Source organism: Streptomyces sp. NPDC085946 (assembly GCF_044540485.1).
GTDB lineage: Bacteria > Actinomycetota > Actinomycetes > Streptomycetales > Streptomycetaceae > Streptomyces.
Genome location: NZ_JBITSF010000044.1, coordinates 16,013 through 36,511 on the forward strand (window position 1 = coordinate 16,013; position 20,499 = coordinate 36,511).

The window sequence follows — 20,499 nt, forward strand, 5'->3', positions numbered from 1 at the left end:
TGCTCGCGGTCGGCGGTCCTGGGGGCGTGTGCCGCATCGGCGGCCGTCGGAGTCCGGAGGGCCGGTCATGTCCGTGGTCACCGGGGCCCGGGGGGCCGGTTACGTCCGCGGCCACCGGGGCCCGGAGTTCGGAGCGCCGGTCGGGCCCCGGGATCGTGCGCGCCCGGGGTGCTGGTCCTGCTCGCGGTCGGCGGTCCTGGGGGCGTGTGCCGCATCGGCGGCCGTCGGAGTCCGGAGGGCCGGTCATGTCCGTGGTCACCGGGGCCCGGGGGGGCCGGTTACGTCCGCGGCCACCGGGGCCCGGAGCTTGGAGCGCCGGTCGCGCCCCGGGATCGCGCGGGTCCGGGTTCCGGCTCTGCTCGCGGTCGGCGGACCCGGGGGCGCCCGCCGCATCGGCGGCCGCCGGCCCCCGGAGGGCCGGTCCCGCCCCCGGCCACCGGAGCCCGGGGCGTCCCCCGCCCCCGGTCCACCGGGACCCGGGGCGCTCCCGGCCCGTGGTGTACCGTCGGCGGCACATATCCCATATGTCCTTGCCTGTGAAGCCCGGGGCCGGTGCGGCAGGGGTTCCCCGTGGCACCGGAAGCCCGCCCCGGCCTCCGCGTCCGCCCGCTCCCTGCCTGGTCCCGTGGCCCCGGCCTCGCGCCGGAACTTCCGCGTGCCCTCCCCGTGAGCGTTCCGTGACCTAACCGCACTGTCCACAGGGGTTCACCCCCCGTTCATTTACGGCCATCGGCGCCTTCACCTGATCTGTCTAATTTCGGCCTTACCCAGATGCGGGGCGCGCCGTGAAGCCCGCCTCCGCATCACGCAGACTTCGCAGACTTCGCACGCCGCCGAATTCAGGACGGCGGCTCCAGGAAGGAATTCCCTCAGTGAAGCTTCAGCGCGTGAACCGGCGGGCCCTCGCTCTCGGTGCTCTTGCCGTCTCCGGCGCCCTGGCCCTCACGGCGTGCGGCTCCGACGACACCGGCGGGAACAGCGGCAGCGGTGACTCCACCGCCACCGCGAACAGCTCGATCAAGTGCGGCGACGCCAAGGGGCAGCTGCAGGCCTCCGGCTCCTCCGCGCAGAAGAACGCCATCGACGCCTGGATGAAGGCGTACACGGCCTCCTGCAAGGGCGTTCAGATCAACTACAACCCGACCGGCTCGGGCGCGGGCATCACCGCGTTCCTCCAGGGTCAGACCGCGTTCGCCGGGTCGGACTCCCCGCTGGAGGCCGAGGAGATCGCGGACTCGAAGAAGATCTGCTCCGGCGGCCAGGGCATCGACCTGCCGATGGTCGTCGGCCCGATCGCCGTCGGCTTCAACGTGCCGGGCGTCGACACCCTCGCCCTGGACGCGGCCACCCTCGCCAAGATCTTCGACAACAAGATCACCAACTGGAACGACGAGGCGATCAAGAAGCTGAACCCCGAGGCGAAGCTGCCCGACCTCAAGATCCAGGCGTTCCACCGGTCCGACGAGTCCGGCACCACGCAGAACTTCACCAAGTACCTGAAGGCCGCGGCCCCCGGTGACTGGAAGTACGAGGCGGAGAAGTCCTGGCAGGCCGAGGGCGGCCAGTCGGCCTCCGGCTCCTCCGGCGTCGCCCAGCAGGTGAAGCAGGTCTCGGGCGCGATCTCGTACTTCGAGCTCTCGTACGCCAAGGACATCAAGACGGTCGACATCAAGACCAAGGCGACCGAGCCCGTCAAGGCCACCGCCGAGAACGCCACCAAGGCCATCTCCGAGGCCAAGGTCACCGGCACCGGCAAGGACCTCGCGCTGGAGCTCAACTACCAGCCGAGCGCCGAGGGTGCCTACCCGATCACCCTGGTCACGTACGAGATCGTCTGCGACAAGGGCAACAAGTCCGAGACCCTGCCCGCCGTCAAGTCCTTCCTCGGCTACATCGCCTCCGAGGACGGCCAGGCGCAGCTGGGCGACGCCGGCTACGCCCCGATCCCCGACGAGATCATCACCAAGGTCCGCTCCACCATCGAGAGCCTGGCCTGACCTGAGTGTGCGGCCCGGCCCCGGACGGGGACCGGGCCGCACCGTCCGGTGCACCGCCGCCAGGAGCCCGCCCGCCCGCGGGGGGCTCCGCCCCGAGCCGCTGACGACGGCGGCTCCGCAGACCGGAGAAGCCGATGAATATATCGACACAGAAAAACGACGCACCTCCCGCGCCTCCGCTGCCGTCCGGCACCGAGCAGAAGCGGGCCGCGCGCGGCGCCACGCGCCCCGGAGACCGGGTCTTCCTCGGGCTGTCGCGCGGGTCCGGCGTCTTCCTGCTCGTGCTCATGGCCGCCATCGCGGTCTTCCTCAGCTACCGCGCCGCGATCGCGATCAGCGAGGACGAGGGCAACTTCTTCACCACCTTCGAGTGGAACCCGACCGGTGACCCGCCCGTCTTCGGCATCGCCGTCCTGGTCTTCGGCACCGTCGTCTCGTCGGTCATCGCGATGGCCATCGCGGTCCCGATCGCGGTCGGCATCGCCCTGTTCCTCACGCACTACGCCCCGCGCCGGCTCAGCGGCCCGATCGCCTACGTGATCGACCTGCTCGCCGCCGTGCCGTCCATCGTCTACGGCCTGTGGGGCGTCCTCGTCCTGGTGCCGAACATGGAGGGGCTCTACGGCTGGCTGGACGAGTACCTCGGCTGGACCGGCGTCTTCGAGTGGAACGGCGGAGCGCCCCGCTCGCTGTTCACCGTGGGCATCCTGCTCGCGATCATGATCCTGCCGATCATCACCAACGTGAGCCGCGAGGTCTTCCGCCAGGTCCCGCAGATGCACGAGGAGGCCGCCCTGGCGCTCGGCGCCACCCGCTGGGAGGTCATCCGGATGTCCGTGCTGCCCTTCGGCCGGTCCGGCGTGATCTCCGCCTCCATGCTCGGCCTCGGCCGCGCCCTCGGCGAGACGATGGCCGTGGCCATGGTCCTCTCCCCGAGCTTCGACATCAGCGCCAGCCTGCTCGACCCGGGCGGCGGCACCTTCGCGCAGAACATCGCCAGCAAGTTCAACGAGGCCACCACCATGGGACGGGACGCGCTGATCGCCTCCGGTCTCGTCCTCTTCGTGATCACCCTGCTGGTCAACGGCGGCGCCCGCATCATCATCAACCGCCGCAAGGAGTACTCGGGGGCCAACGCATGAGCCAGACGGTGAACACCCAGCAGAGCCTGCGCGGCGCCACGCTGCCCAAGTGGACCCCGTGGGCGGTCGCCGCGGGCTCCGTCGCGGCGGGCCTCGGCATCAGCGCCGCGGCCGGCCTGGAGAGCAACGTCCAGTGGGGCCTGATCGCCGCGCTCCTCTTCGTCGTCGCCTCCTACGGCATCGCCGTCAAGGTCGAGGGCACCCGGCAGGCCAAGGACCGGCTGGCCACCAGCCTGGTCTGGGTCTGCTTCATCCTCGCCGTGGTGCCGCTGGCCTCCCTGGTGTGGGAGACCGTCGAGCGCGGTGTGAAGGTCCTCGACGTCTACTTCCTCACCCACTCGATGGGCGTGGTCGCCGACTCCGAGCCCGGCGGCGGCATCTACCACGCCATCCTCGGCACCCTGGAGCAGGTCGGCCTCGCCACCCTGATCTCCGTGCCGATCGGTGTGCTCACCGCGATCTACCTGGTCGAGTACGGCCGGGGCAAGCTCGCCAAGGCGGTCACCTTCTTCGTCGACGTCATGACGGGCATCCCGTCGATCGTCGCCGGTCTGTTCATCCTCAGCTGGTGGATCGTGATCCTGGACATGGGCTACTCCGGCTTCGCCGGTTCGATGGCCCTGACCATCCTGATGCTGCCGGTCGTCGTCCGCTCCACCGAGGAGATGCTCAAGCTCGTCCCCAACGAGCTGCGCGAGGCCTCGCTGGCCCTCGGCGTGCCGAAGTGGCGGACCATCCTCAAGGTCGTCCTGCCGACCGCCATCGGCGGCATCACCACGGGCGTGATGCTGGCGATCGCCCGCATCACCGGTGAGACGGCTCCCGTGCTGCTGCTGGTGTGGGTCACCAGCTTCATCAACGCGAACCCGTTCTCCGACCCGCAGGCCTCGCTGCCGGTCTACATCTACCTGCAGTACGCGCAGAGCGTCGGCGAGGGCGCGGCGTACGACCGTGCGTGGGCGGCGGCCCTGGTGCTCATCGCCTTCATCATGATCCTCAACCTCGTGGCCCGCGGCATCGCCCGCTGGAAGGCCCCGAAGACCGGTCGCTGACGCGGCCGCCACAAGCGAACAGTCAGCGACGCGAAAGAAGCAGTGATTCACATGGCCAAGCGCATCGATGTCAGCGGCCTCAACGCCTACTACGGTTCCTTCCTGGCCATCGAGGACATCTCGATGACCGTCGAGCCGCGCTCCGTGACGGCCTTCATCGGCCCGTCCGGCTGCGGCAAGTCCACGTTCCTGCGCACGCTCAACCGGATGCACGAGGTGACGCCGGGCGGCCGGGTCGACGGCAAGGTCATGCTCGACGACGAGAACCTGTACGGGCCCGGGGTCGACCCGGTGGCCGTGCGGCGCGAGGTCGGCATGGTCTTCCAGCGGCCGAACCCGTTCCCCACGATGTCGGTGTACGACAACGTGGCGGCCGGGCTGCGGCTGAACGGCAAGTACAAGAAGTCGGAGCTGGACGACGTCGTCGAGAAGTCGCTCCGCGGCGCCAACCTCTGGAACGAGGTCAAGGACCGCCTGAACAAGCCCGGTTCGGGCCTGTCGGGTGGTCAGCAGCAGCGGCTGTGCATCGCCCGGGCGATCGCGGTCGAGCCGAAGGTGCTGCTCATGGACGAGCCGTGCTCGGCGCTGGACCCGATCTCGACGCTGGCGATCGAGGACCTGATCGGCGAGCTGAAGGAGCGGTTCACGATCGTCATCGTGACGCACAACATGCAGCAGGCGGCGCGCGTGTCCGACCGTACGGCCTTCTTCAACCTGGCCGCGGTCGGGCAGCCCGGCAAGCTGATCGAGATCGACGACACGGAGCGGATCTTCTCCAACCCGTCGGTCCAGGCCACGGAGGACTACATCTCCGGCCGCTTCGGCTGAGCCGCCGGCTCGCTCTCCGGACCCCCCGCGGTGCTGCATGGCGGTGCCACCGCGGGGACGCAGAAGGGCCCGCCCCCCGGCTTCCGGGGGGCGGGCCCGTCGCTGTGCCCGGCGGGCGGGGGCGGTGCCCCGCGCCCTTACAGGAACGCCAGGTGGACCAGGCCGAACGCGCACGCGGCGACCGCCGCGGCCGCCGGCATGGTGATGAACCAGCCGAGGATGATGTTCTTGGCCACGCCCCACCGCACCGCGTTCACCCGCTTCGTCGCGCCCGCGCCCATGATCGCCGAGGTGATGACGTGGGTCGTGGAGATCGGCGCCTTGAACAGGAACGCCGTGGTGAACATGATCGACGCGCCGGTCGTCTCCGCCGCGAAGCCCTGCGGCGGGTCCAGCTCGATGATCTTGCGGCCCAGGGTGCGCATGATGCGCCAGCCGCCCGCGTACGTGCCCAGCGACAGCATCACCGCGCAGGAGATCTTGACCCAGACCGGGATCGGGTCGCCGTAGTCCTCGACGTCGGCGATGACCAGGGCCATCACCACGATGCCCATGGTCTTCTGGGCGTCCTGGAGGCCGTGGCCGAGGGCCATGCCGGCCGCCGACACCGTCTGCGCGATGCGGAAGCCCCGCTTGGCCTTGTGCGGGTTGGAGCGCCGGAAGAGCCACAGGATGGCCGTCATCACCAGGTAGCCGGCCAGCAGGCCCACCACCGGCGAGATGAACATCGGGATGACGACCTTCTCCAGCACGCCGTGCCAGTACACGGTCGTGCCGCCGGCCATGGCCGCGCCCACCATGCCGCCGAACAGCGCGTGCGAGGAGGACGAGGGCAGGCCGAAGTACCAGGTGATCAGGTTCCAGGTGATCGCGCCGACGAGGGCGGCGAAGAGGATGCCCATCCCCGTGGAGCCCTCGGGCGTCTGGATCAGGCCCTCACTGACGGTCTTGGCGACGCCGGAGCCGAGGAAGGCGCCGGCGAGGTTCATCACCGCGGCCATCGCCAGGGCGGCCTTCGGCGTCAGGGCCCGGGTGGAGACGGAGGTGGCGATGGCGTTCGCCGAGTCGTGGAAGCCGTTGGTGTACGTGAAGAACAGCGCGACCAGGATGGTCACGACCAGAGCGAAGGTGTCCATGGACGGGCCTCAGGACTCCTTGACGGCGATGGTCTCCACCGTGTTCGCCACGTGCTCGAACGCGTCCGCGGCCTCCTCCAGCACATCCACGATCTGCTTGAGCTTGAGGACCTCGATGGCGTCGTACTTGCCGTTGAAGAGGTGCGCCAGGAGCTTGCGGTGGATCTGGTCGGCCTGGTTCTCCAGCCGGTTGACCTCGATCCAGTACTCGGTGAGGTTCTCCATGGTGCGCAGGTGCGGCATGGCCTCGGCCGTCAGCTCGGCGGCCCGCGCCAGCACCTCGATCTGCTGCTCGACGCCCTTGGGCAGTTCCTCGACGTTGTAGAGGACGACCAGGTCGACGGCCTCCTCCATGAAGTCCATGATGTCGTCGAGGGACGAGGCGAGGGAGTAGATGTCCTCGCGGTCGAACGGCGTGATGAAGGAGGAGTTCAGCTGGTGGAAGATCGCGTGCGTGGCGTCGTCACCTGCGTGTTCCGCTGCCCGCATGCGCTCCGCGATCTCGGCCCGGGCGGAGGCGTCCGCCCCGAGCAGTTCCATCAGGAGTTTGGAGCCCGTGACGATGTTGTCCGCGGACGCGGCGAACATGTCGTAGAAGCTCGTCTCCCTGGGGGTCAGACGAAAGCGCACGTGGGGTCCTCAGGATGCATCGGTTTCGGTCAGGCTGATGCTAGGCGCATCATCCGGCCACGGCTATCGGGCCGCCCACCAGTGTCGCCCATCAGGCAGAGTGATGAGCACACCGGCGTCCCGACGGTCCGGATCCGGCCTCCGCACCCTGCGGCGGCCAAGGGGCGTATACCCAGCAAAGTTCGGTACGATATACCCTCTAGGGGTATATGTCGGCAGTCTGTGACCAGGAGGACGCGATGACGACCACCGAGACCGGCGCCGGTGCGCCCTCCTCCCCGGACGTGGCGGACGCGACGGCGCAGCCGCTGACCGATCACGACCGCGGGGTGCACGGCTACCACAAGCAGAAGGACGAGCACCTCAAGCGGCTGCGCCGCATCGAGGGCCAGATCCGCGGTCTGCAGCGGATGGTCGACGAGGACGTCTACTGCATCGACATACTCACCCAGGTGTCCGCCTCCACCAAGGCCCTGCAGTCCTTCGCACTGCAGCTGCTGGAGGAGCACCTGCGGCACTGCGTCGCCGACGCGGCGGTCAAGGGCGGCGACGAGGTCGACGCCAAGGTCAAGGAGGCGACGCAGGCGATCGCCCGCATGCTGCGGACCTGATCCGGACGGTCCGGGAAGACCGGGGAGGGGTCAGCCGCCCGCGGCCCGCGCGCGTTCCTCGGCCACGCGCAGCACCTCGTCGATGCTCTCCAGGCTGAGCCGGTCCTCGTCGGCCGCCGAGGCCGCGATGATCAGTTCTCCGCACAGCTCGATCTCGGCGAGGGCCACGTGGTCCTGAACTGCCGTACCGCCGACCGGAGCCACGTGCGTCACCTCTTCTCTGCCGTCACCGGCTTCCTAGAGTAGGGAGCGGGCCACGCGCCGCGCATGGCACGGACGGGCTAGTTCACGCCGGTCACCGTCCGGCCCGCGCCGGTGCGCCCCGGCTCACTCCTCGGCGATCCGGCCCGCGTAGATGTCGTCCTCGTCCGGGAGCCGTACGCGGACGAGGGCCCCGAAGTCGTACAGCAGGGTCGTGGAGGCGACGGCGACCGGGCGCTTCTCCCGGCCGTTGACGAAGCTGAAGCGGTGGCGGACCTTGCGGACGCGGCCTTGGTCGTCGAGGTAGGCGTCGAACGGCACTTCGGCCGTGGCGAACCCTTTCGCCGCCGCCCGCAGGGCTCCGCGGTTGCCGGCCGAGGCCCTCTTCGCGGCGGCCGTCAGGTCCGCGGTGCCCCGGTAGTGCCGGACCTCGGTGCCCGCCACCTCGGTGCGGCCCAGGTAGGTCGCCGTGCGGGTGCCGCGCAGCACCTCGGCGGCGACGAACGGGTCGGTGGCGCCGCCGGTGACGAGATTGCCGTCGGAGAGGGCCGCCGTGTCCACCCGCACCCACTTGTCGGCGGGCACACCGGCTCCCCGGTTCTTCATGAACAGGGTGCCCGGGGCGAGGAGTTCGGTGATGGGCCGGCGGGGGCTGGTGCCCGCGGGGTCCTGGGGGAGCAGCACCTTGAGCCGTCCGAGCCGCTCGCGGTAGTCGTAGACGCCCTCGCCCCGGATGGTCACCCGGGTGCCGCCGGTGGCCATCTCCATCGAGGTGCGGGCCTTCGAACTCCCGGCGGCCGCCAGCCGGTCGGCGGCCCGGTGCAGCGTCGCGACGGGGGCGCCCGGGCGGGCGTCCCCGGCGGCCGCGCCCCCGTCGGAGCAGCCGCTCGCGCCGAGGCACACCCAGACCGCGACGCCCGCCGCGACGACCGCCCGGCCCCGGCCCCGGGCGCGTTCCGGCGGGAGGACGTCCACGTGCTTCCGTCGCCACCTGGTCATCGCCTGCCTACCCCCAGCCGCTGTGTGTCGGTCATGGGCCCGCCGTCGTTCCCGTTAACGACGGGTGGGTGGCGCCGTCACGCCCGGACGGGGGCGCGGCGGGCCGCACGCGCCGTACACGAACCGTTCACCTGGCGTGGGTACCGTCGTCGGTGTGACTCAGCAGGAGCGGCAGGACCGGTCGTCGGCCTCCAATTGTCCGGAGCACCGCACGACCACGGTCGAACGGGGACCCTTCTGCGTGGCCCGGTGCACCTGCGGGTGGAGCGGGCCGGCGCGGCGGGCGCGGAGCCTGGCCCGCACGGACGCGGACGGGCACACCGCCGGCGGCTGATCCCTAGGCGCGGCGCAGGACGGCGAGGAGGGCGTCGACCAGGTCGCGGTCGGCGGGGCGGGTGAGGCGCGGGCGGGCCGCGTCGGGCGCCAGCCACAGGACGCGGTCCACCTCGTCGGTGGGCGTGAAGGTGCCGCCGGTGGCCTCGGCCGCCCAGTAGCGGACCTGCTTGGGGCGGCCGTCGGCGGGATAGTGCTGCGTGGGCAGTTCGGCGCCGGGCACGGCGGTGCAGCCGGTCTCCTCCGCCACCTCGCGCAGGGCGCCCGCCAGCGCGTCCTCGCCCCGCTTCAGCTTGCCCTTGGGCCAGGACCAGTCGTCGTACTTCGGCCGGTGCACGAGGCAGACCTCCAGGGCGCCGTCCACGGGGGAGCGGCGCCACAGGACGCAGCCGGCCGCCCGGACGGTGCGGTCCTCGGGGGAGTTCACGGGTGCTCACCTTCTCCTTCGCCGCGCGCGGCCGGGGTCACGGCGTGCCGACGGATTCCTTCTCCCAGCAGCGCTGGAACGCGTACCGCGCCGCCTCCACCTCGTGCCGCTGGTCGGCGTGGAGCACGCCGAGCGCGTACGCCGTGGCGGGGGCGATGCGGGGGGTGCGGGCGGCCTGGGCCGCGGCGGCCGCGGCCTCGGAGGCGTCGCGGTGCCGGTCGAGGGCCTGACCGGCGGTCAGCAGGCGCGCGTCGCCGTCCGCGTCCTCGCCGAGGACGACCTCGCGGGCGTAGCGGTGCAGGCGCAGCAGCAGGCGGACCTGGTGCCAGGGGGCGTCCTGCGGGTGCGGGGCGGTGGTGTCCGGGGACAGGCCGTGCACCAGCGCCTCCGCGTTGTACGGGCTGCCCGCGGTGACGAGCGGGAGCGCCGCGACGGCGTCGGTGAGGCGCTCCTGCGCGGCGGCGGCCAGGGGCAGCAGGTCGCCGGAGGCCGCCGGGCGGGTCAGGGGGACCTCACTGGCCAGTAACGCCACCTTGTCCGCGACGGCGTGGAAGCGGCTGCTGCCGAGGGCCTGCAGGGCCGTGGAGTGGGCCCGGGTGCGGGCGAGCGTGAGCTGGCGTTCGAGCAGGGCGCCCGCCTTGGCCGCCCCGACGGTGAGGTTGCCGCGGTCCGCCGCCCCGCCCGCGCGGCCGACGACGGCCGGCCGGTCGGGCAGCGCCCCCGAGCCGGACAGCCGGTGCAGCGCCGCCAGCAGCCGCTCCAGGCGGGCGGCGTGGGCGTGTTCCATCGCCAGGGTGCCCGACACCCACGCCAGTTCGGGGCGCATGTCCTCGGACCAGTCGGTGTCCAGGAGCGGCTGGAAGGTGTGCAGGCTGCCGCTGATGCGGCGGGCCGAGCGGCGCAGGGCGCGGGCCGCGTCGACGGACTCCCGCGAGCCGCCCACGCCCGCACCGGTCTCCCGGTGCAGGCGCAGTGCGCGGAGGAACTCCGTGGCCTGGGCCCGCAGGTAGTCCGCCAGGGGGTCCTCGGTCACCGCCCCGGCCGCGGAGTCCGTCGTCGGGTCATGGTGTCGCGTTGCCACGCCGGCGCCTCCGGGCGTCTATGAGCATCTCCTGGATGTTGCGCAGGGGTCCGCCGTCCCCGTCGGTCGCGTGCCGGGTCCACTCGCCGTCCGGGCCGAGGTGCCAGGAGGCGGTGGTGTCGGCCATGCCGGTCTCCAGCAGCCGGTTGAGCGCCGCGCGGTGGGCCGGGTCGACGACCCGGACCAGGGCCTCGATACGGCGGTCGAGGTTGCGGTGCATCATGTCGGCGCTGCCGAACCACACTTCGGGTTCGCCGCCGTTGCAGAAGGAGAAGACCCGGGAGTGTTCGAGGAAGCGGCCGAGCACGGACCGCACCCGGATGTTCTCCGACAGGCCCGCGACGCCCGGCCGGATCGCGCAGATGCCGCGCACCCACACGTCGACCGGCACGCCCGCCTGGGACGCCCGGTACAGGGCGTCGATGAGGGCCTCGTCGACGATCGAGTTGACCTTGATGCGGATGTGGGCGGGCCGCCCGGCGCGGTGGTGCTGGGCCTCCTTGTCGATCCGCGAGATCAGGCCGTCGCGCAGCGACTTGGGGGCGACCAGCAGGCGCCGGTAGGTCTCGCGGCGCGAGTAGCCGGACAGGCGGTTGAAGAGGTCCGAGAGGTCGGCGCCGACCTGCGGGTCGGCCGTCAGCAGGCCGAGGTCCTCGTAGAGGCGGGCCGTCTTCGGGTGGTAGTTGCCGGTGCCGACGTGGCTGTAGCGGCGCAGGGTCTCGCCCTCCTGGCGGACCACCAGCGACAGCTTGCAGTGCGTCTTCAGGCCGACCAGGCCGTAGACGACGTGGCAGCCGGCCTCCTCCAGCTTGCGCGCCCACTTGATGTTGGCGTGCTCGTCGAAGCGCGCCTTGATCTCGACCAGGACGAGGACCTGCTTGCCGGACTCGGCCGCGTCGATCAGGGCGTCGACTATCGGGGAGTCGCCGGAGGTCCGGTACAGGGTCTGCTTGATCGCGAGGACGTCCGGGTCGGCGGCGGCCTGCTCCAGGAAGGCCTGCACGGACGTGGAGAACGAGTCGTAGGGGTGGTGCAGCAGCACGTCCCGGCTGCGCAGGGCGGCGAAGACGTCCGGCGCGGAGGCCGACTCGACCTCGGCGAGGTCGCGGTGGGTGCCGGCGACGAACTTGCGGTACTTCAGCTCGGGCCGGTCCAGGCTGTGGATGCGGAACAGGCCGGTGAGGTCCAGGGGGCCGGGCAGCGGGTAGACCTCGGCCTCGGTGATCTTCAGCTCGCGCACCAGCAGGTCGAGGACCTCGCGGTCGATGGACTCCTCGACCTCCAGGCGCACCGGCGGGCCGAAGCGGCGCCGCATGAGCTCCTTCTCCAGGGCCTGGAGCAGGTTCTCGGCGTCGTCCTCCTCGACCTCCAGGTCCTCGTTGCGGGTGACCCGGAAGGCGTGGTGCGCCAGGACCTCCATGCCCGGGAAGAGCATCTCCAGGTGGGCGGCGATGACGTCCTCCAGGGGGACGTACCGGCCCGGGGAGCACTCCAGGAAGCGGGAGAGCAGCGGGGGCACCTTCACGCGCGCGAAGTGGCGGTGGCCGGTGACCGGGTTGCGCACGACGACGGCCAGGTTCAGCGACAGGCCGGAGATGTACGGGAAGGGGTGCGCCGGGTCGACCGCGAGCGGGGTGAGGACCGGGAAGATCTGGTTGCGGAACAGCGTGAACAGACGGCTCTGCTCCTTGTCCGTCAGCTCGTTCCAGCGGACCAGGTGGATGCCCTCCTCGGCGAGGGCGGGGGCGACGTCCTCGTGGAAGCAGGCGGCGTGCCGGGCCATCAGCTCGCGGGAGCGGGCCCAGATCATCTCCAGGACCTCGCGGGGCTGGAGGCCGGAGGCGGAGCGGGTCGCGACGCCGGTGGCGATGCGGCGCTTCAGGCCGGCCACCCGGACCATGAAGAACTCGTCCAGGTTGCTGGCGAAGATCGCCAGGAAGTTGGCGCGCTCCAGCAGGGGGGTGTTCGGGTCCTCGGCGAGTTCGAGGACGCGTTCGTTGAACGCGAGCCAGCTGCGCTCCCGGTCGAGGAAGCGGCCCTGCGGCAGCGGCTGGGAGCCCTCCGCCACGGTCTCCTCGTACAGGTCGAGGTCGGCGTCGAGGTCGGGTTCCAGATCGGAGACGGCCGCCGCGACGGTGTGCGGGCGGTGCGCGGCTATGGAGCCCACGGAGGGCTGCGGGTGCTGGACCTGTGCCTGGGTGTTCGGCTGGCTCATGAACCTATTCTTCCGCGTTGCCGGCGTCCCAGGCGCGTCGGAAAGCGCGGGTGGCGGCGGGGACGGCACCGGGGCGTCCCCGCCGCCCCCGAAACCCTCTCGGGGCGGTGGAGGCTCTGGCACGGCGGGAGTCATTGGCCGAGCGTCGCAAGGCCGTCTGAATCGGCGGTTACGGCGACATGACGTATGGGCTAGCGGGGGGCGGCCTGCGGGGGCCTGCCGGGCCGTGCGGCGGCACAGCAAGGCGGAGGCGGCGGTGACGGCGGTGGCGAGCGCGGCGGCGGCCGGGACGGTGCCGGTCCCGACGAGGCGCAGGGGCCGGAAACGGGGCGGGGGCGGTGGGCGGCCCGGTGACCGCCGGCGGCGGCCCGGCCCTCCGGGACCGGCCGGACGGCACCGGACCGCCCGAACCCCGCTCCGGGGTGCGCCGCACCGTCGTCGCCGCAGGGAACTGCGGCACCGGACGAGGTGAAGCCGGGCGGGGCCGTCACGCCGCGGGACACGGCCGGTGCGGGCGGCGTCCGGCGCGGCACGCGCGGTGAGCGCGCCGGCCGCGGGGACGCACGGCGCGTACGCCACCGCGGCCGGGCCCCGGGCCGGGAGGACACCGGCGAAGGCCCGGTCTCCCGCGCTCGGTCTCTCGCCTGGCCGCCCGTGTACCGCGGCTCTCGGCGGGACCTGGCTCCGGTGGTACGGGGGCACCGGGGCGCTGCCGTGAGGGTGAGCACCGGCGTGGGTGCGGCGGCCGGTGGTGGGGCCGGTGCCCTGGCTCCGGGTCGGGCGGGCGGTGCCGACCCCTGGGCCGCGGCCGGTCGGCGCGCCGCCGGCGAAGGCGGCGAGGGCGCCGGGGCAGACCGGTCGCGCGTCGCGAAGTGCCGTTCGGGTACGGCCGTGAACAGCGCGGCCACGCCTTCGCGGCCGGGCCGGGCCGGGCCGGTCCGACCGGACCTGCGGGCGGGCCGGGAGACGGCGGGAGCCTGCGTGGGCCGGGGCGGGAGCGGCCCGCGGACGTGCCGCACGCGGCCCGCGAGGTGCCGGCCCGTCGGGGGCGTACCCGGCCGCGCGGGAGGTCAGGAGCGCGCGCGGGCGGCCGGATCGTTCAGGCAGAGCGCGATGTTCCGGACCGCGGTGGTGAGTTCCTCGATCACCCGGGCCGCCTGCTCCGCGTTGTGGAAGGCCGGGTGCCCGGTCAGGGACAGGCCCAGCTCCTCCGCCGCCTTGACGGCCAGTCCGGCGTTCACGGCGGAGGCGGAGAGGCCGGCGGACGGCTGCGCCTCGGTCCCGTGGTGCGGTTCCGGCGGGAGGGCCCGGAGCGGCACGACCTTGCCCGCCTCGGGCGGCTCGGGGGCGGCGGGCACCGGCTCGGAGACGGCCAGGGCCGACGAACCTGCCGACGCGGCGCCGGCCTGCGACTCCTCCCAGTACGTGTCGAACGAGGTGCGGAAGGACCGGGAGTCGCCCGTCGCGGAGAGGTAGTCCTCCTCCGGACGCGACCGCGCGACCTGCGGGAAGTGCGAGGGCTGCGGGGCCTGCACGGGCTGCGGGGCCTGTGGGGTCTGTGGGGCCTGCGAGGGCTGCGGGGCCTGCACGGGGTGCGGACCCTGGGGAGCCTGCTGGAGGTGCGGACCCTGCGGCGCCTGCTGGAGGTGCGGGTCCGGGTGGGGCGTGGTGCGCGCCCGCGGCAGCACGAAGTGCTCGAAGCCGGGGAACGCCGGGGTGGCGGGGGGCACGGAGGGGCGCGGGGTGTACTCGGTCTGCCACTGCATGCGGTAGCAGTCGACCTGGTCGGCGCAGGCGGCGCGGGCGTGGAAGACCGCCGTGTCCTCCCCCAGGTCGGGGTACCAGAGGTTCGGTCCGGGGAAGCGCACGGTCCGCATCCGCGGCTTGATCGGCTCGGCGCACCCCATGCAGCACCCCTCGGGCACCATCAGGGGGATGCCGCCGTTCTGCTCCGGCCACCGGGGGCCGCCCTCCCAGCGGTACTCCCCGTGCTGGCAGGGCGGCAGTTCGCCGCAGGCGCGGCAGACCGCGTAGTGCTCCGGCAGGACCTGCCAGTCGTGGCTGGCGGGGGCGCACCAGTGCTTCGGAGTGGACCGGGGCAGGTTCTCGTTGCGCAGCACCAGGATCACCGGGCGCTTGTAGAACTCGGTCCGCTCGGGGGCCGGTTTGGCCACCTGGTTGTTGGCCCGCCGCAGTTCGTTGGCGTGCCACCACAGCTCCACGTGGTCGCGCCAGGCCTTCTCGTAGGAGTCCGGCCAGCGGTCGCCCGTGTAGCCGTTGATCTCCAGGATCCGCCACGCCTGCCGGTCGAGCACCACGATGGAGCCGGCCCGCAGGCGCATGTGTGTTCCGTTGTCGCCTTCGTCCGGCCAGTCATGCCGGCCGATACGGGTGGGCTGGTCAGGGAGCCACCTGCGAACCTGCATGTCATGCTCCTCGGCAACGAAACTTTATGGCCACAAAAGGTGCAGTCAGGAGTATTCTTAACAATCAGGACGCTTAGTTCGGTGTAGACACGCGCACGTTACTGATCGAAGAAGATCGCGAACGTTTCCGCGCCACCGTTTTCGTGAAGTCCCCCGTCCGTAAAAGGACTTCACTTCTCCGGATGCCGTGAGCCCGGCCCTCCGCGAACCCCGGCAACGGCTTCGTACCCTACCTTCCGTCCTTGATACTCACCCGCACGTGTGGTTGCGGTTCGGCCATGCCTCCTCTTTACGAGTGCATTAAAATAGGACCGTCCTTTTGTTGTTCCGGACGGGTGTGCGTTCTCGCGGCGGGGGATCGTGGCCGGCTGTCGCGCCGGCCGGGCGGCGCCGGCTCGAGTCGCCTCGCGAAGAGCGCAGGATGCGGCCGGTCCGGCGCCCCGGCCGGCCGGCCCGTATCCGGAACGGCGCTTCGGGAAGACCTGCAGATGATCATGTTGCGGGTTGCGGGCGATCGATTGTCCCGCATCCGCCGCGCCGCCGCTCCCCGCGGCCGACTTCCGACGGCCGACTTCCGGCGGGCGGTTCATCCGGGGTGCGTGTTATTTTCGGTGGATGGACCGGACGGATCGGTTGTATTCGCTGATCGCCGAATTGAGAATCGCGTCTCCGCACCCCCGAACCGTCCGGCAGCTCGCCGAGCGGTTCGAGGTCGGTCCGCGGACCGTCGAGCGCGATATCGGATATCTGCGGAAGGCGGGATTTCCCGTCGATTCCCGGCCGGGCGGCGGATACGTCCTGGACAAGTCGGCGGGCTCGGCGCCGCTGGGTCTCGGCCCCCAGGAGATGCTCGCTCTCGCGGTGGCGCTCAGCCACGCGGACGGGACCCCTTTCGCGCGGGAGGCCCGCAGCGCGCTGCGCAAGATCCTGGCCGTCATGCCGGGCGACGCCGTCGAGAAGGCCGGGGGCCTCGCGGTCACCTCGCTCCTGCTGCGCACGACCGCCGACCCGGCCTTCCCGACCGCCGCGGAAGTGGCGCGGCAGGCCGTGCAGGAGCGCCGCGTCCTGCGGATCGAGTACGAGAAGAGCGGCCGGGAGCGGACGGTCCGGGAGGTGGAGCCGCACCTCCTGGTGGCCGGGTCCCGCGGCTGGTTCCTGATCGGCTGGTGCCGGATGCGCGAGGACGTCCGGTCCTTCCGGATCGACCGCATACGTTCCGCGTCCCTGAAGGAGGAACGTTTCCCCGAGCCGCGTGCCACGCCGGATCCGTGGGCTGTCGTGCCGGACGACGTGGAAGCCGCGCCGGGAGGGGGGCGGATCATTCCCGAATGACGCGGACGTGCTTTCCCGCTATCCGGGGAAATGAGCGGGAAAGCGTCCCCCGGTGTCGTTCCGCCGTGTTTCGCCGGTCCCTTCCGCCGTTCCGAAGACGGCGTTCAGAACGGCTTCGATGTCGGTGGCCGGATTCCCGGCGCGCGGGCCGCCGCGCGGCGCGTCCCCGAAAATCCCGGTTCTCTCCACGTCGTACATCCCGGTGCTCTGCGCGTCGTCCATGCTCGCTCCCGGCGGCGGGTGGTCGTCAGAGGGCCATGATGACCTGGCCGATGGCCGGATCGTCGTTTCTTCGGACGTCTGTCACCCGGACGGAGCGGGGCGCCGGCCTCACGTCTCGGTCCGGTACATCAGGTCCGTCTCGTACGTGGTGAATCCCAGCCGCTCGTACACCGACACCGCCGCCTCGTTGTCGGCGTCGACGTACAGCATCGCCGTGGGCAGTCCCCGGGCCTTCAGGTGCCGCAGGCCGATGGTGGTGAGGGCCTTGCCGAGGCCGGTGCCCTGCGCCTCGGGGGCGACGCCGACGACGTACACCTCGCCCAGGCGCTCGGCCGCGTGGACCTTCGTCCAGTGGAAGCCGGCCGGCGCCCCGCCCCGGAAGGCGAGGAAGAAGCCCGCCGGGTCGAACCACGGCTCGGCCTTGCGGTCGTCGAGGTCCCGCTGGGTGAGGGAGCCCTGCTCCGGATGGTGGGCGAACGCGGCGGCGTTGACGGCGAGCCAGGCGGCGTCGTCCTGGCCGGGCACGAAGGTCCGGACGGTCACGCCCTCCGGCAGCTCCGGCTCCGGGGCGTCGAAGTCGGCCAACGGGCGCCGCATCTGGCGCAGTTCGCGGAAGAGCGTGAGCCCGAGGACCTGGGCGAGGTGCCGGGCCGCGGAGTGCCCGCCGTGCGCCCAGACCCGCAGCCGCTTGCCGGAGGCGGCGAGCAGCGCCGCGCCGAGCGCCCGCCCGTGCCCCTGCCCGCGGTGCGCGGGGTGCACGGCCAGCTCGGCGGCCGGCGGTTCCACCGGGTCGGTGTCCTCCAGCTGGGCGTAGCCGACGAGTTCGCCGTCGACGTGCAGCAGGTAGTGGGACACCCCGGGGCGCTCGCCGCCGCGCAGCTGCAGCCGCCCCTGTTCGGACACCGCCTGCTGGCCGTCGCTGCGGGCGGCCGCGTCGAGGAGTGCGAGGACGGCCCCGACCTGTTGCGGGGAGAGCGCGGAAAGGGTCTCGATCGAGCGGGAGCGTCCGGGTCGTGCGCTGTCGTCGCTGGTCATGCGTACGAGGGTACGGCGGGACGCCGGCGATGTGGCGGCACACGGGCGGGGCGGAGGCGGACGGGGAACTGGCCGCGGGTCCAAGGGAAATCGGTCCGGAAGCGCACAAAAGGGTACGGACGACGGGGGTATGGCGGCGCGCAAGCCCGCGCGCCAAGACGCAACCAGGATGTAACCCGGAACCCTCTGTCGCGCTACGCGCGTTGACTCTAGGCTGCGCCCCGGACCGGACCACCTTCCCGGCCTTCCGAAAGACACACAGGGGGGCGAATGCCAGCCACTTCCCCGGCTTCCCCGGCGCACCAGCGCCGCAGGCGCCGCACGAACCGTCTCGTCGCTCTGGCGGCCGGTGCCGCCACCGTCGGTGCCCTCGCCGCGGCGGCGCTGCCGGGGTCGGCGAGCGCGGACGAGGCCCGTCACCAGGGCGGTCAGACCCCGGGCCGCTACCAGGACGTGCAGCTGCTGTCCTTCAACGACCTGCACGGCAACCTGGAGCCGCCGGCCGGGTCCTCCGGCCGCGTCACCCACGTGCACGAGGACGGCACCACCGAGCAGATCAACGCCGGCGGCGTCGAGTACCTCGCGACCCACCTGCGCACGGCCCGCGAGGGCAAGAAGTACTCCATCACCGCCGCCGGCGGCGACATGGTCGGCGCCTCCCCGCTGCTGTCCGGCCTGTTCCACGACGAGCCGACCATCGAGGCGCTGAACAAGCTCGACCTGGACGTCACCTCGGTCGGCAACCACGAGTTCGACGAGGGCGCCCGGGAGCTGGCCCGCCTGCAGAAGGGCGGCTGCCACCCGACCGACGGCTGCTACACGGACGAGGAGTTCGAGGGCGCCGACTTCCCGTACCTGGCGGCCAACGTCCTGGACGAGAGGACGGGGAAGCCCCTCCTCAAGCCGTACTGGGTGTGGAAGAAGAAGGACGTCAAGGTCGGCTTCATCGGGGTGACCCTGGAGGCCACCCCGGACATCGTCTCCGCCGAGGGCGTCAAGGGCCTGGTCTTCAAGGACGAGGTCGAGACGATCAACAAGTACGCCAGGGAACTCCAGAAGCAGGGCGTGAAGTCCATCGTGGCCCTCGTCCACGAGGGCGGCTTCCCGGCCTCCACGTCGTACAACTACGACTGCGACGCGCCGGGCGCGGGCGACGGCGTCTCCGGGCCGATCGTCGACATCGCCAAGAACGTCACCCCGCAGGTCGACGCGCTGGTCACCGGCCACACCCACAACGCGTACGTGTGCACCGTCCCCGACCCGGCGGGCAAGCCGCGCATGGTCACCTCGGCCGCGTCCTTCGGCCGCCTGTACACGGACACCACGCTGACCTACGACCGGTGGACCGGTGACATCGCCCGCACGGCGGTCACCTCGGCCAACCGCGTGGTCACCCGGGACGTCCCCAAGGCGCCCGACATGACCGAGCTGATCGGCAAGTGGAACACCCTCGCCGCGCCCATCGGCAACCGCGCGATCGGCCACATCTCCGGCGACATCGGCAACACCGGCACCGAGTCCCCGCTCGGCGACCTGATCGCCGACGCGCAGCTCGCGTACGGCAAGGAGCTGGACCCGGAGACCGACCTGGCGCTGATGAACCCCGGCGGCATCCGGGCCCCGCTGACGTACGAGGCCAAGGCCGGTGAGGGCGACGGCGTGGTGACGTACGCCGAGGGCTTCACCGTGCAGCCGTTCGCCAACACCGTGAACCTGCAGGACTTCTCGGGCACCCAGCTGATCCAGGTGCTCAAGGAGCAGGTGAGCGGCGCGAACGCGGCGGCGCCGAAGATCCTCCAGGTCTCCTCGGGCCTGACGTACACGCTGGACCTGACCAGGACCGGCGCGGACCGCGTGGTGACGGACTCCATCCGGCTGAACGGCGCCCCGGTCGACCCGGCGGCCACCTACCGCGTCGCGACGAACAGCTTCCTCGCGGGCGGCGGCGACGGCTTCACGACGCTGGGCCAGGGCACGAACGACGTGGTCGGCGCCGACGACCTGACGGCCCTGGAGAAGTACCTGACGGCCAACTCCTCGGCCGCGGACCCGATCGCCCCGCCGAAGGCGGACCGGATCACGATCCTGAACTAGGGGCACGTCCCCTCGCGGACGAAGGCGGGGTCCCCGGAGCACACGCGCTCCGGGGACCCCGCCTTCGTCATAAGTTCTGTGTGAAAAGGGAATCGGTTCCCGAGGCGCCCTGAAAATCGGTCTCAGTCGCAATTAATCGAGGTCTCACCGCGATCGGCATTTCCGGCTCCGGGTGTCCCGTAGTGTTTTCCGTGTCGAAAGCGAACAGCGCTCACGGCACAGGGAAACAGCCTCTACGCAAGGAGACACCCATGAGCTTCCACAAGGTCACCCCGGTCAAGAAGGCCCGCAAGACCGCCGCTCCGGCCCCGAAGACCGCGAAGAAGAAGGCCGCCGCCAAGAAGCCGGCACCGCGGCGCCCGGTCGGCCTGAAGTAAGGACCGGCCGGAATTCACAGGTAATTCAGAACCGCCGTACCGAGGAAAGGGAAGAGCCATGAGCTTCCGAAAGATCACCCCCGTGAAGAAGGCCCGCAAGACTGCCGCCCCGGCCCCGGAGAACGCGAAGGCCGCGAAGAAGAAGGCCGCCGCCCCGAAGCGCCGCCCCGTCGCGCACCAGGGCTGAGGCCGGACACGAGGCGGGGTCCCGCGGCGCACGCGCCGGGGGACCCCGCCTCGGCCATGTCCGCAGCACCCACGGAGGGAAGGAATCTCAATGATCGTGTCAAGCCGCCTGCGTGACCGGCGGGGCGGAGGTGAACAGCCTCTTGTCACGCAGCATCGCCCACAGCACGTCGAC

At 71.8% G+C, this 20,499-nt stretch carries 20 protein-coding genes; 10 read left to right on the forward strand and 10 right to left on the reverse strand.

What is annotated here, in order from left to right:
* Window positions 1-872: 872 nt before the first annotated feature.
* The 4 genes from pstS (at window position 873) to pstB (ending at window position 5,019) form a co-directional block, all read left to right on the forward strand.
* The gene (pstS, locus tag ACIF8T_RS38835) at window positions 873-1,997 is read left to right on the forward strand and encodes a phosphate ABC transporter substrate-binding protein PstS (protein WP_400042004.1); all 1,125 of its coding nucleotides are present in this window, start codon (window positions 873-875) and stop codon (window positions 1,995-1,997) included.
* A gap of 134 nt (window positions 1,998-2,131) precedes the next feature.
* Entirely contained in the window at window positions 2,132-3,139 is a 1,008-nt protein-coding gene (pstC, locus tag ACIF8T_RS38840; protein WP_400042005.1) for a phosphate ABC transporter permease subunit PstC, read from the forward strand.
* Window positions 3,136-4,191, forward strand: a complete 1,056-nt coding sequence (gene pstA / locus ACIF8T_RS38845) for a phosphate ABC transporter permease PstA (RefSeq protein ID WP_400042007.1) — start codon at window positions 3,136-3,138, stop codon at window positions 4,189-4,191. The genes pstC and pstA overlap by 4 nt, the downstream gene beginning before the upstream one ends.
* 51 nt (window positions 4,192-4,242) lie before the next feature.
* Window positions 4,243-5,019, forward strand: coding sequence for a phosphate ABC transporter ATP-binding protein PstB (pstB, locus tag ACIF8T_RS38850; protein ID WP_400042009.1), 777 nt, complete (start codon window positions 4,243-4,245; stop codon window positions 5,017-5,019).
* Between the two features lie 137 nt (window positions 5,020-5,156).
* On the opposite strand, the gene ACIF8T_RS38855 is transcribed toward pstB, so the two are convergent.
* Together ACIF8T_RS38855 and ACIF8T_RS38860 are read right to left on the reverse strand one after the other, a co-directional pair.
* Window positions 5,157-6,155 (reverse strand): anion permease, encoded by a 999-nt coding sequence (locus tag ACIF8T_RS38855; RefSeq protein ID WP_400042011.1) that lies wholly within the window; start codon window positions 6,153-6,155, stop codon window positions 5,157-5,159.
* A 9-nt stretch (window positions 6,156-6,164) separates the two neighbouring features.
* A complete protein-coding gene (locus ACIF8T_RS38860) occupies window positions 6,165-6,785 on the reverse strand; it encodes a DUF47 domain-containing protein (protein ID WP_020269925.1) in 621 nt (206 codons plus the stop codon).
* Between the two features lie 239 nt (window positions 6,786-7,024).
* Between ACIF8T_RS38860 and ACIF8T_RS38865 the strand changes: the two genes are divergently transcribed.
* Window positions 7,025-7,396 (forward strand): metal-sensitive transcriptional regulator, encoded by a 372-nt coding sequence (locus tag ACIF8T_RS38865; RefSeq protein WP_400042035.1) that lies wholly within the window; start codon window positions 7,025-7,027, stop codon window positions 7,394-7,396.
* 30 nt (window positions 7,397-7,426) lie between these two features.
* On the opposite strand, the gene ACIF8T_RS38870 is transcribed toward ACIF8T_RS38865, so the two are convergent.
* Both ACIF8T_RS38870 and ACIF8T_RS38875 read right to left on the reverse strand, forming a co-directional pair.
* On the reverse strand, window positions 7,427-7,609 hold the full coding sequence (locus ACIF8T_RS38870; RefSeq protein ID WP_400042013.1) for a hypothetical protein: 183 nt from the start codon (window positions 7,607-7,609) through the stop codon (window positions 7,427-7,429).
* A gap of 114 nt (window positions 7,610-7,723) precedes the next feature.
* Entirely contained in the window at window positions 7,724-8,596 is an 873-nt protein-coding gene (locus ACIF8T_RS38875; protein ID WP_400042015.1) for a hypothetical protein, read from the reverse strand.
* Between the two features lie 154 nt (window positions 8,597-8,750).
* Here ACIF8T_RS38875 and ACIF8T_RS38880 point away from each other — a divergent pair, with 154 nt between their 5' ends.
* Complete coding sequence (locus tag ACIF8T_RS38880; protein WP_400042016.1) at window positions 8,751-8,930, forward strand: hypothetical protein; 180 nt, start codon at window positions 8,751-8,753, stop codon at window positions 8,928-8,930.
* 3 nt (window positions 8,931-8,933) lie between these two features.
* Here the strand turns inward: ACIF8T_RS38880 and ACIF8T_RS38885 are convergent, their stop codons facing one another.
* From ACIF8T_RS38885 to ACIF8T_RS38900, 4 genes are all read right to left on the reverse strand, one after another.
* Complete coding sequence (locus tag ACIF8T_RS38885) at window positions 8,934-9,356, reverse strand: NUDIX hydrolase (protein WP_400042018.1); 423 nt, start codon at window positions 9,354-9,356, stop codon at window positions 8,934-8,936.
* Window positions 9,357-9,393: 37 nt separating this feature from the next.
* Window positions 9,394-10,437 carry a CHAD domain-containing protein gene (locus ACIF8T_RS38890; RefSeq protein WP_400042020.1) on the reverse strand — a complete coding sequence of 348 codons (1,044 nt, stop codon included), beginning with the start codon at window positions 10,435-10,437 and terminating at the stop codon, window positions 9,394-9,396.
* Window positions 10,418-12,652 carry an RNA degradosome polyphosphate kinase gene (locus ACIF8T_RS38895; protein WP_400042022.1) on the reverse strand — a complete coding sequence of 745 codons (2,235 nt, stop codon included), beginning with the start codon at window positions 12,650-12,652 and terminating at the stop codon, window positions 10,418-10,420. Before ACIF8T_RS38895 ends, ACIF8T_RS38890 begins: the two co-directional genes overlap by 20 nt.
* A 1,070-nt stretch (window positions 12,653-13,722) precedes the next feature.
* The gene (locus ACIF8T_RS38900) at window positions 13,723-15,078 is read right to left on the reverse strand and encodes a hypothetical protein (RefSeq protein ID WP_400042024.1); all 1,356 of its coding nucleotides are present in this window, start codon (window positions 15,076-15,078) and stop codon (window positions 13,723-13,725) included.
* Between the two features lie 615 nt (window positions 15,079-15,693).
* On the opposite strand from ACIF8T_RS38900, the gene ACIF8T_RS38905 reads away from it, so the two are divergent.
* Window positions 15,694-16,410 (forward strand): helix-turn-helix transcriptional regulator, encoded by a 717-nt coding sequence (locus ACIF8T_RS38905; protein ID WP_400042025.1) that lies wholly within the window; start codon window positions 15,694-15,696, stop codon window positions 16,408-16,410.
* Between the two features lie 18 nt (window positions 16,411-16,428).
* Here the strand turns inward: ACIF8T_RS38905 and ACIF8T_RS38910 are convergent, their stop codons facing one another.
* Complete coding sequence (locus ACIF8T_RS38910) at window positions 16,429-16,632, reverse strand: hypothetical protein (RefSeq protein ID WP_400042027.1); 204 nt, start codon at window positions 16,630-16,632, stop codon at window positions 16,429-16,431.
* A 108-nt stretch (window positions 16,633-16,740) separates the two neighbouring features.
* Window positions 16,741-17,667: a mycothiol synthase gene (gene mshD, locus ACIF8T_RS38915; RefSeq protein ID WP_400042029.1), complete on the reverse strand. Its 927-nt coding sequence runs from the start codon at window positions 17,665-17,667 to the stop codon at window positions 16,741-16,743.
* Between the two features lie 270 nt (window positions 17,668-17,937).
* Here mshD and ACIF8T_RS38920 point away from each other — a divergent pair, with 270 nt between their 5' ends.
* The 3 genes from ACIF8T_RS38920 to ACIF8T_RS38930 all read left to right on the forward strand — a co-directional run bounded on the left by ACIF8T_RS38920 (window position 17,938) and on the right by ACIF8T_RS38930 (window position 20,325).
* Window positions 17,938-19,761: a bifunctional metallophosphatase/5'-nucleotidase gene (locus ACIF8T_RS38920; RefSeq protein WP_400042031.1), complete on the forward strand. Its 1,824-nt coding sequence runs from the start codon at window positions 17,938-17,940 to the stop codon at window positions 19,759-19,761.
* Window positions 19,762-20,012: 251 nt separating this feature from the next.
* Window positions 20,013-20,138 carry a hypothetical protein gene (locus ACIF8T_RS38925; protein ID WP_400042032.1) on the forward strand — a complete coding sequence of 42 codons (126 nt, stop codon included), beginning with the start codon at window positions 20,013-20,015 and terminating at the stop codon, window positions 20,136-20,138.
* A gap of 58 nt (window positions 20,139-20,196) precedes the next feature.
* Window positions 20,197-20,325 (forward strand): hypothetical protein, encoded by a 129-nt coding sequence (locus ACIF8T_RS38930; RefSeq protein WP_400042034.1) that lies wholly within the window; start codon window positions 20,197-20,199, stop codon window positions 20,323-20,325.
* Window positions 20,326-20,499 lie beyond the last annotated feature (174 nt).

Bases quoted from the DNA above. Each gene is read 5' to 3' on its own strand.
- pstC (WP_400042005.1), top strand. From the start codon at position 2,132: ATGAATATATCGACACAGAAAAACGACGCACCTCCCGCGCCTCCGCTG.
- pstA (WP_400042007.1), top strand. From the start codon at position 3,136: ATGAGCCAGACGGTGAACACCCAGCAGAGCCTGCGCGGCGCCACGCTG.
- pstB (WP_400042009.1), top strand. From the start codon at position 4,243: ATGGCCAAGCGCATCGATGTCAGCGGCCTCAACGCCTACTACGGTTCC.
- ACIF8T_RS38855 (WP_400042011.1), bottom strand. From the start codon at position 6,155: ATGGACACCTTCGCTCTGGTCGTGACCATCCTGGTCGCGCTGTTCTTC.
- ACIF8T_RS38865 (WP_400042035.1), top strand. From the start codon at position 7,025: ATGACGACCACCGAGACCGGCGCCGGTGCGCCCTCCTCCCCGGACGTG.
- ACIF8T_RS38875 (WP_400042015.1), bottom strand. From the start codon at position 8,596: ATGACCAGGTGGCGACGGAAGCACGTGGACGTCCTCCCGCCGGAACGC.
- ACIF8T_RS38895 (WP_400042022.1), bottom strand. From the start codon at position 12,652: ATGAGCCAGCCGAACACCCAGGCACAGGTCCAGCACCCGCAGCCCTCC.
- ACIF8T_RS38900 (WP_400042024.1), bottom strand. From the start codon at position 15,078: ATGCAGGTTCGCAGGTGGCTCCCTGACCAGCCCACCCGTATCGGCCGG.
- ACIF8T_RS38905 (WP_400042025.1), top strand. From the start codon at position 15,694: ATGGACCGGACGGATCGGTTGTATTCGCTGATCGCCGAATTGAGAATC.
- ACIF8T_RS38910 (WP_400042027.1), bottom strand. From the start codon at position 16,632: ATGGACGACGCGCAGAGCACCGGGATGTACGACGTGGAGAGAACCGGG.
- mshD (WP_400042029.1), bottom strand. From the start codon at position 17,667: ATGACCAGCGACGACAGCGCACGACCCGGACGCTCCCGCTCGATCGAG.
- ACIF8T_RS38920 (WP_400042031.1), top strand. From the start codon at position 17,938: ATGCCAGCCACTTCCCCGGCTTCCCCGGCGCACCAGCGCCGCAGGCGC.
- ACIF8T_RS38925 (WP_400042032.1), top strand. From the start codon at position 20,013: ATGAGCTTCCACAAGGTCACCCCGGTCAAGAAGGCCCGCAAGACCGCC.
- ACIF8T_RS38930 (WP_400042034.1), top strand. From the start codon at position 20,197: ATGAGCTTCCGAAAGATCACCCCCGTGAAGAAGGCCCGCAAGACTGCC.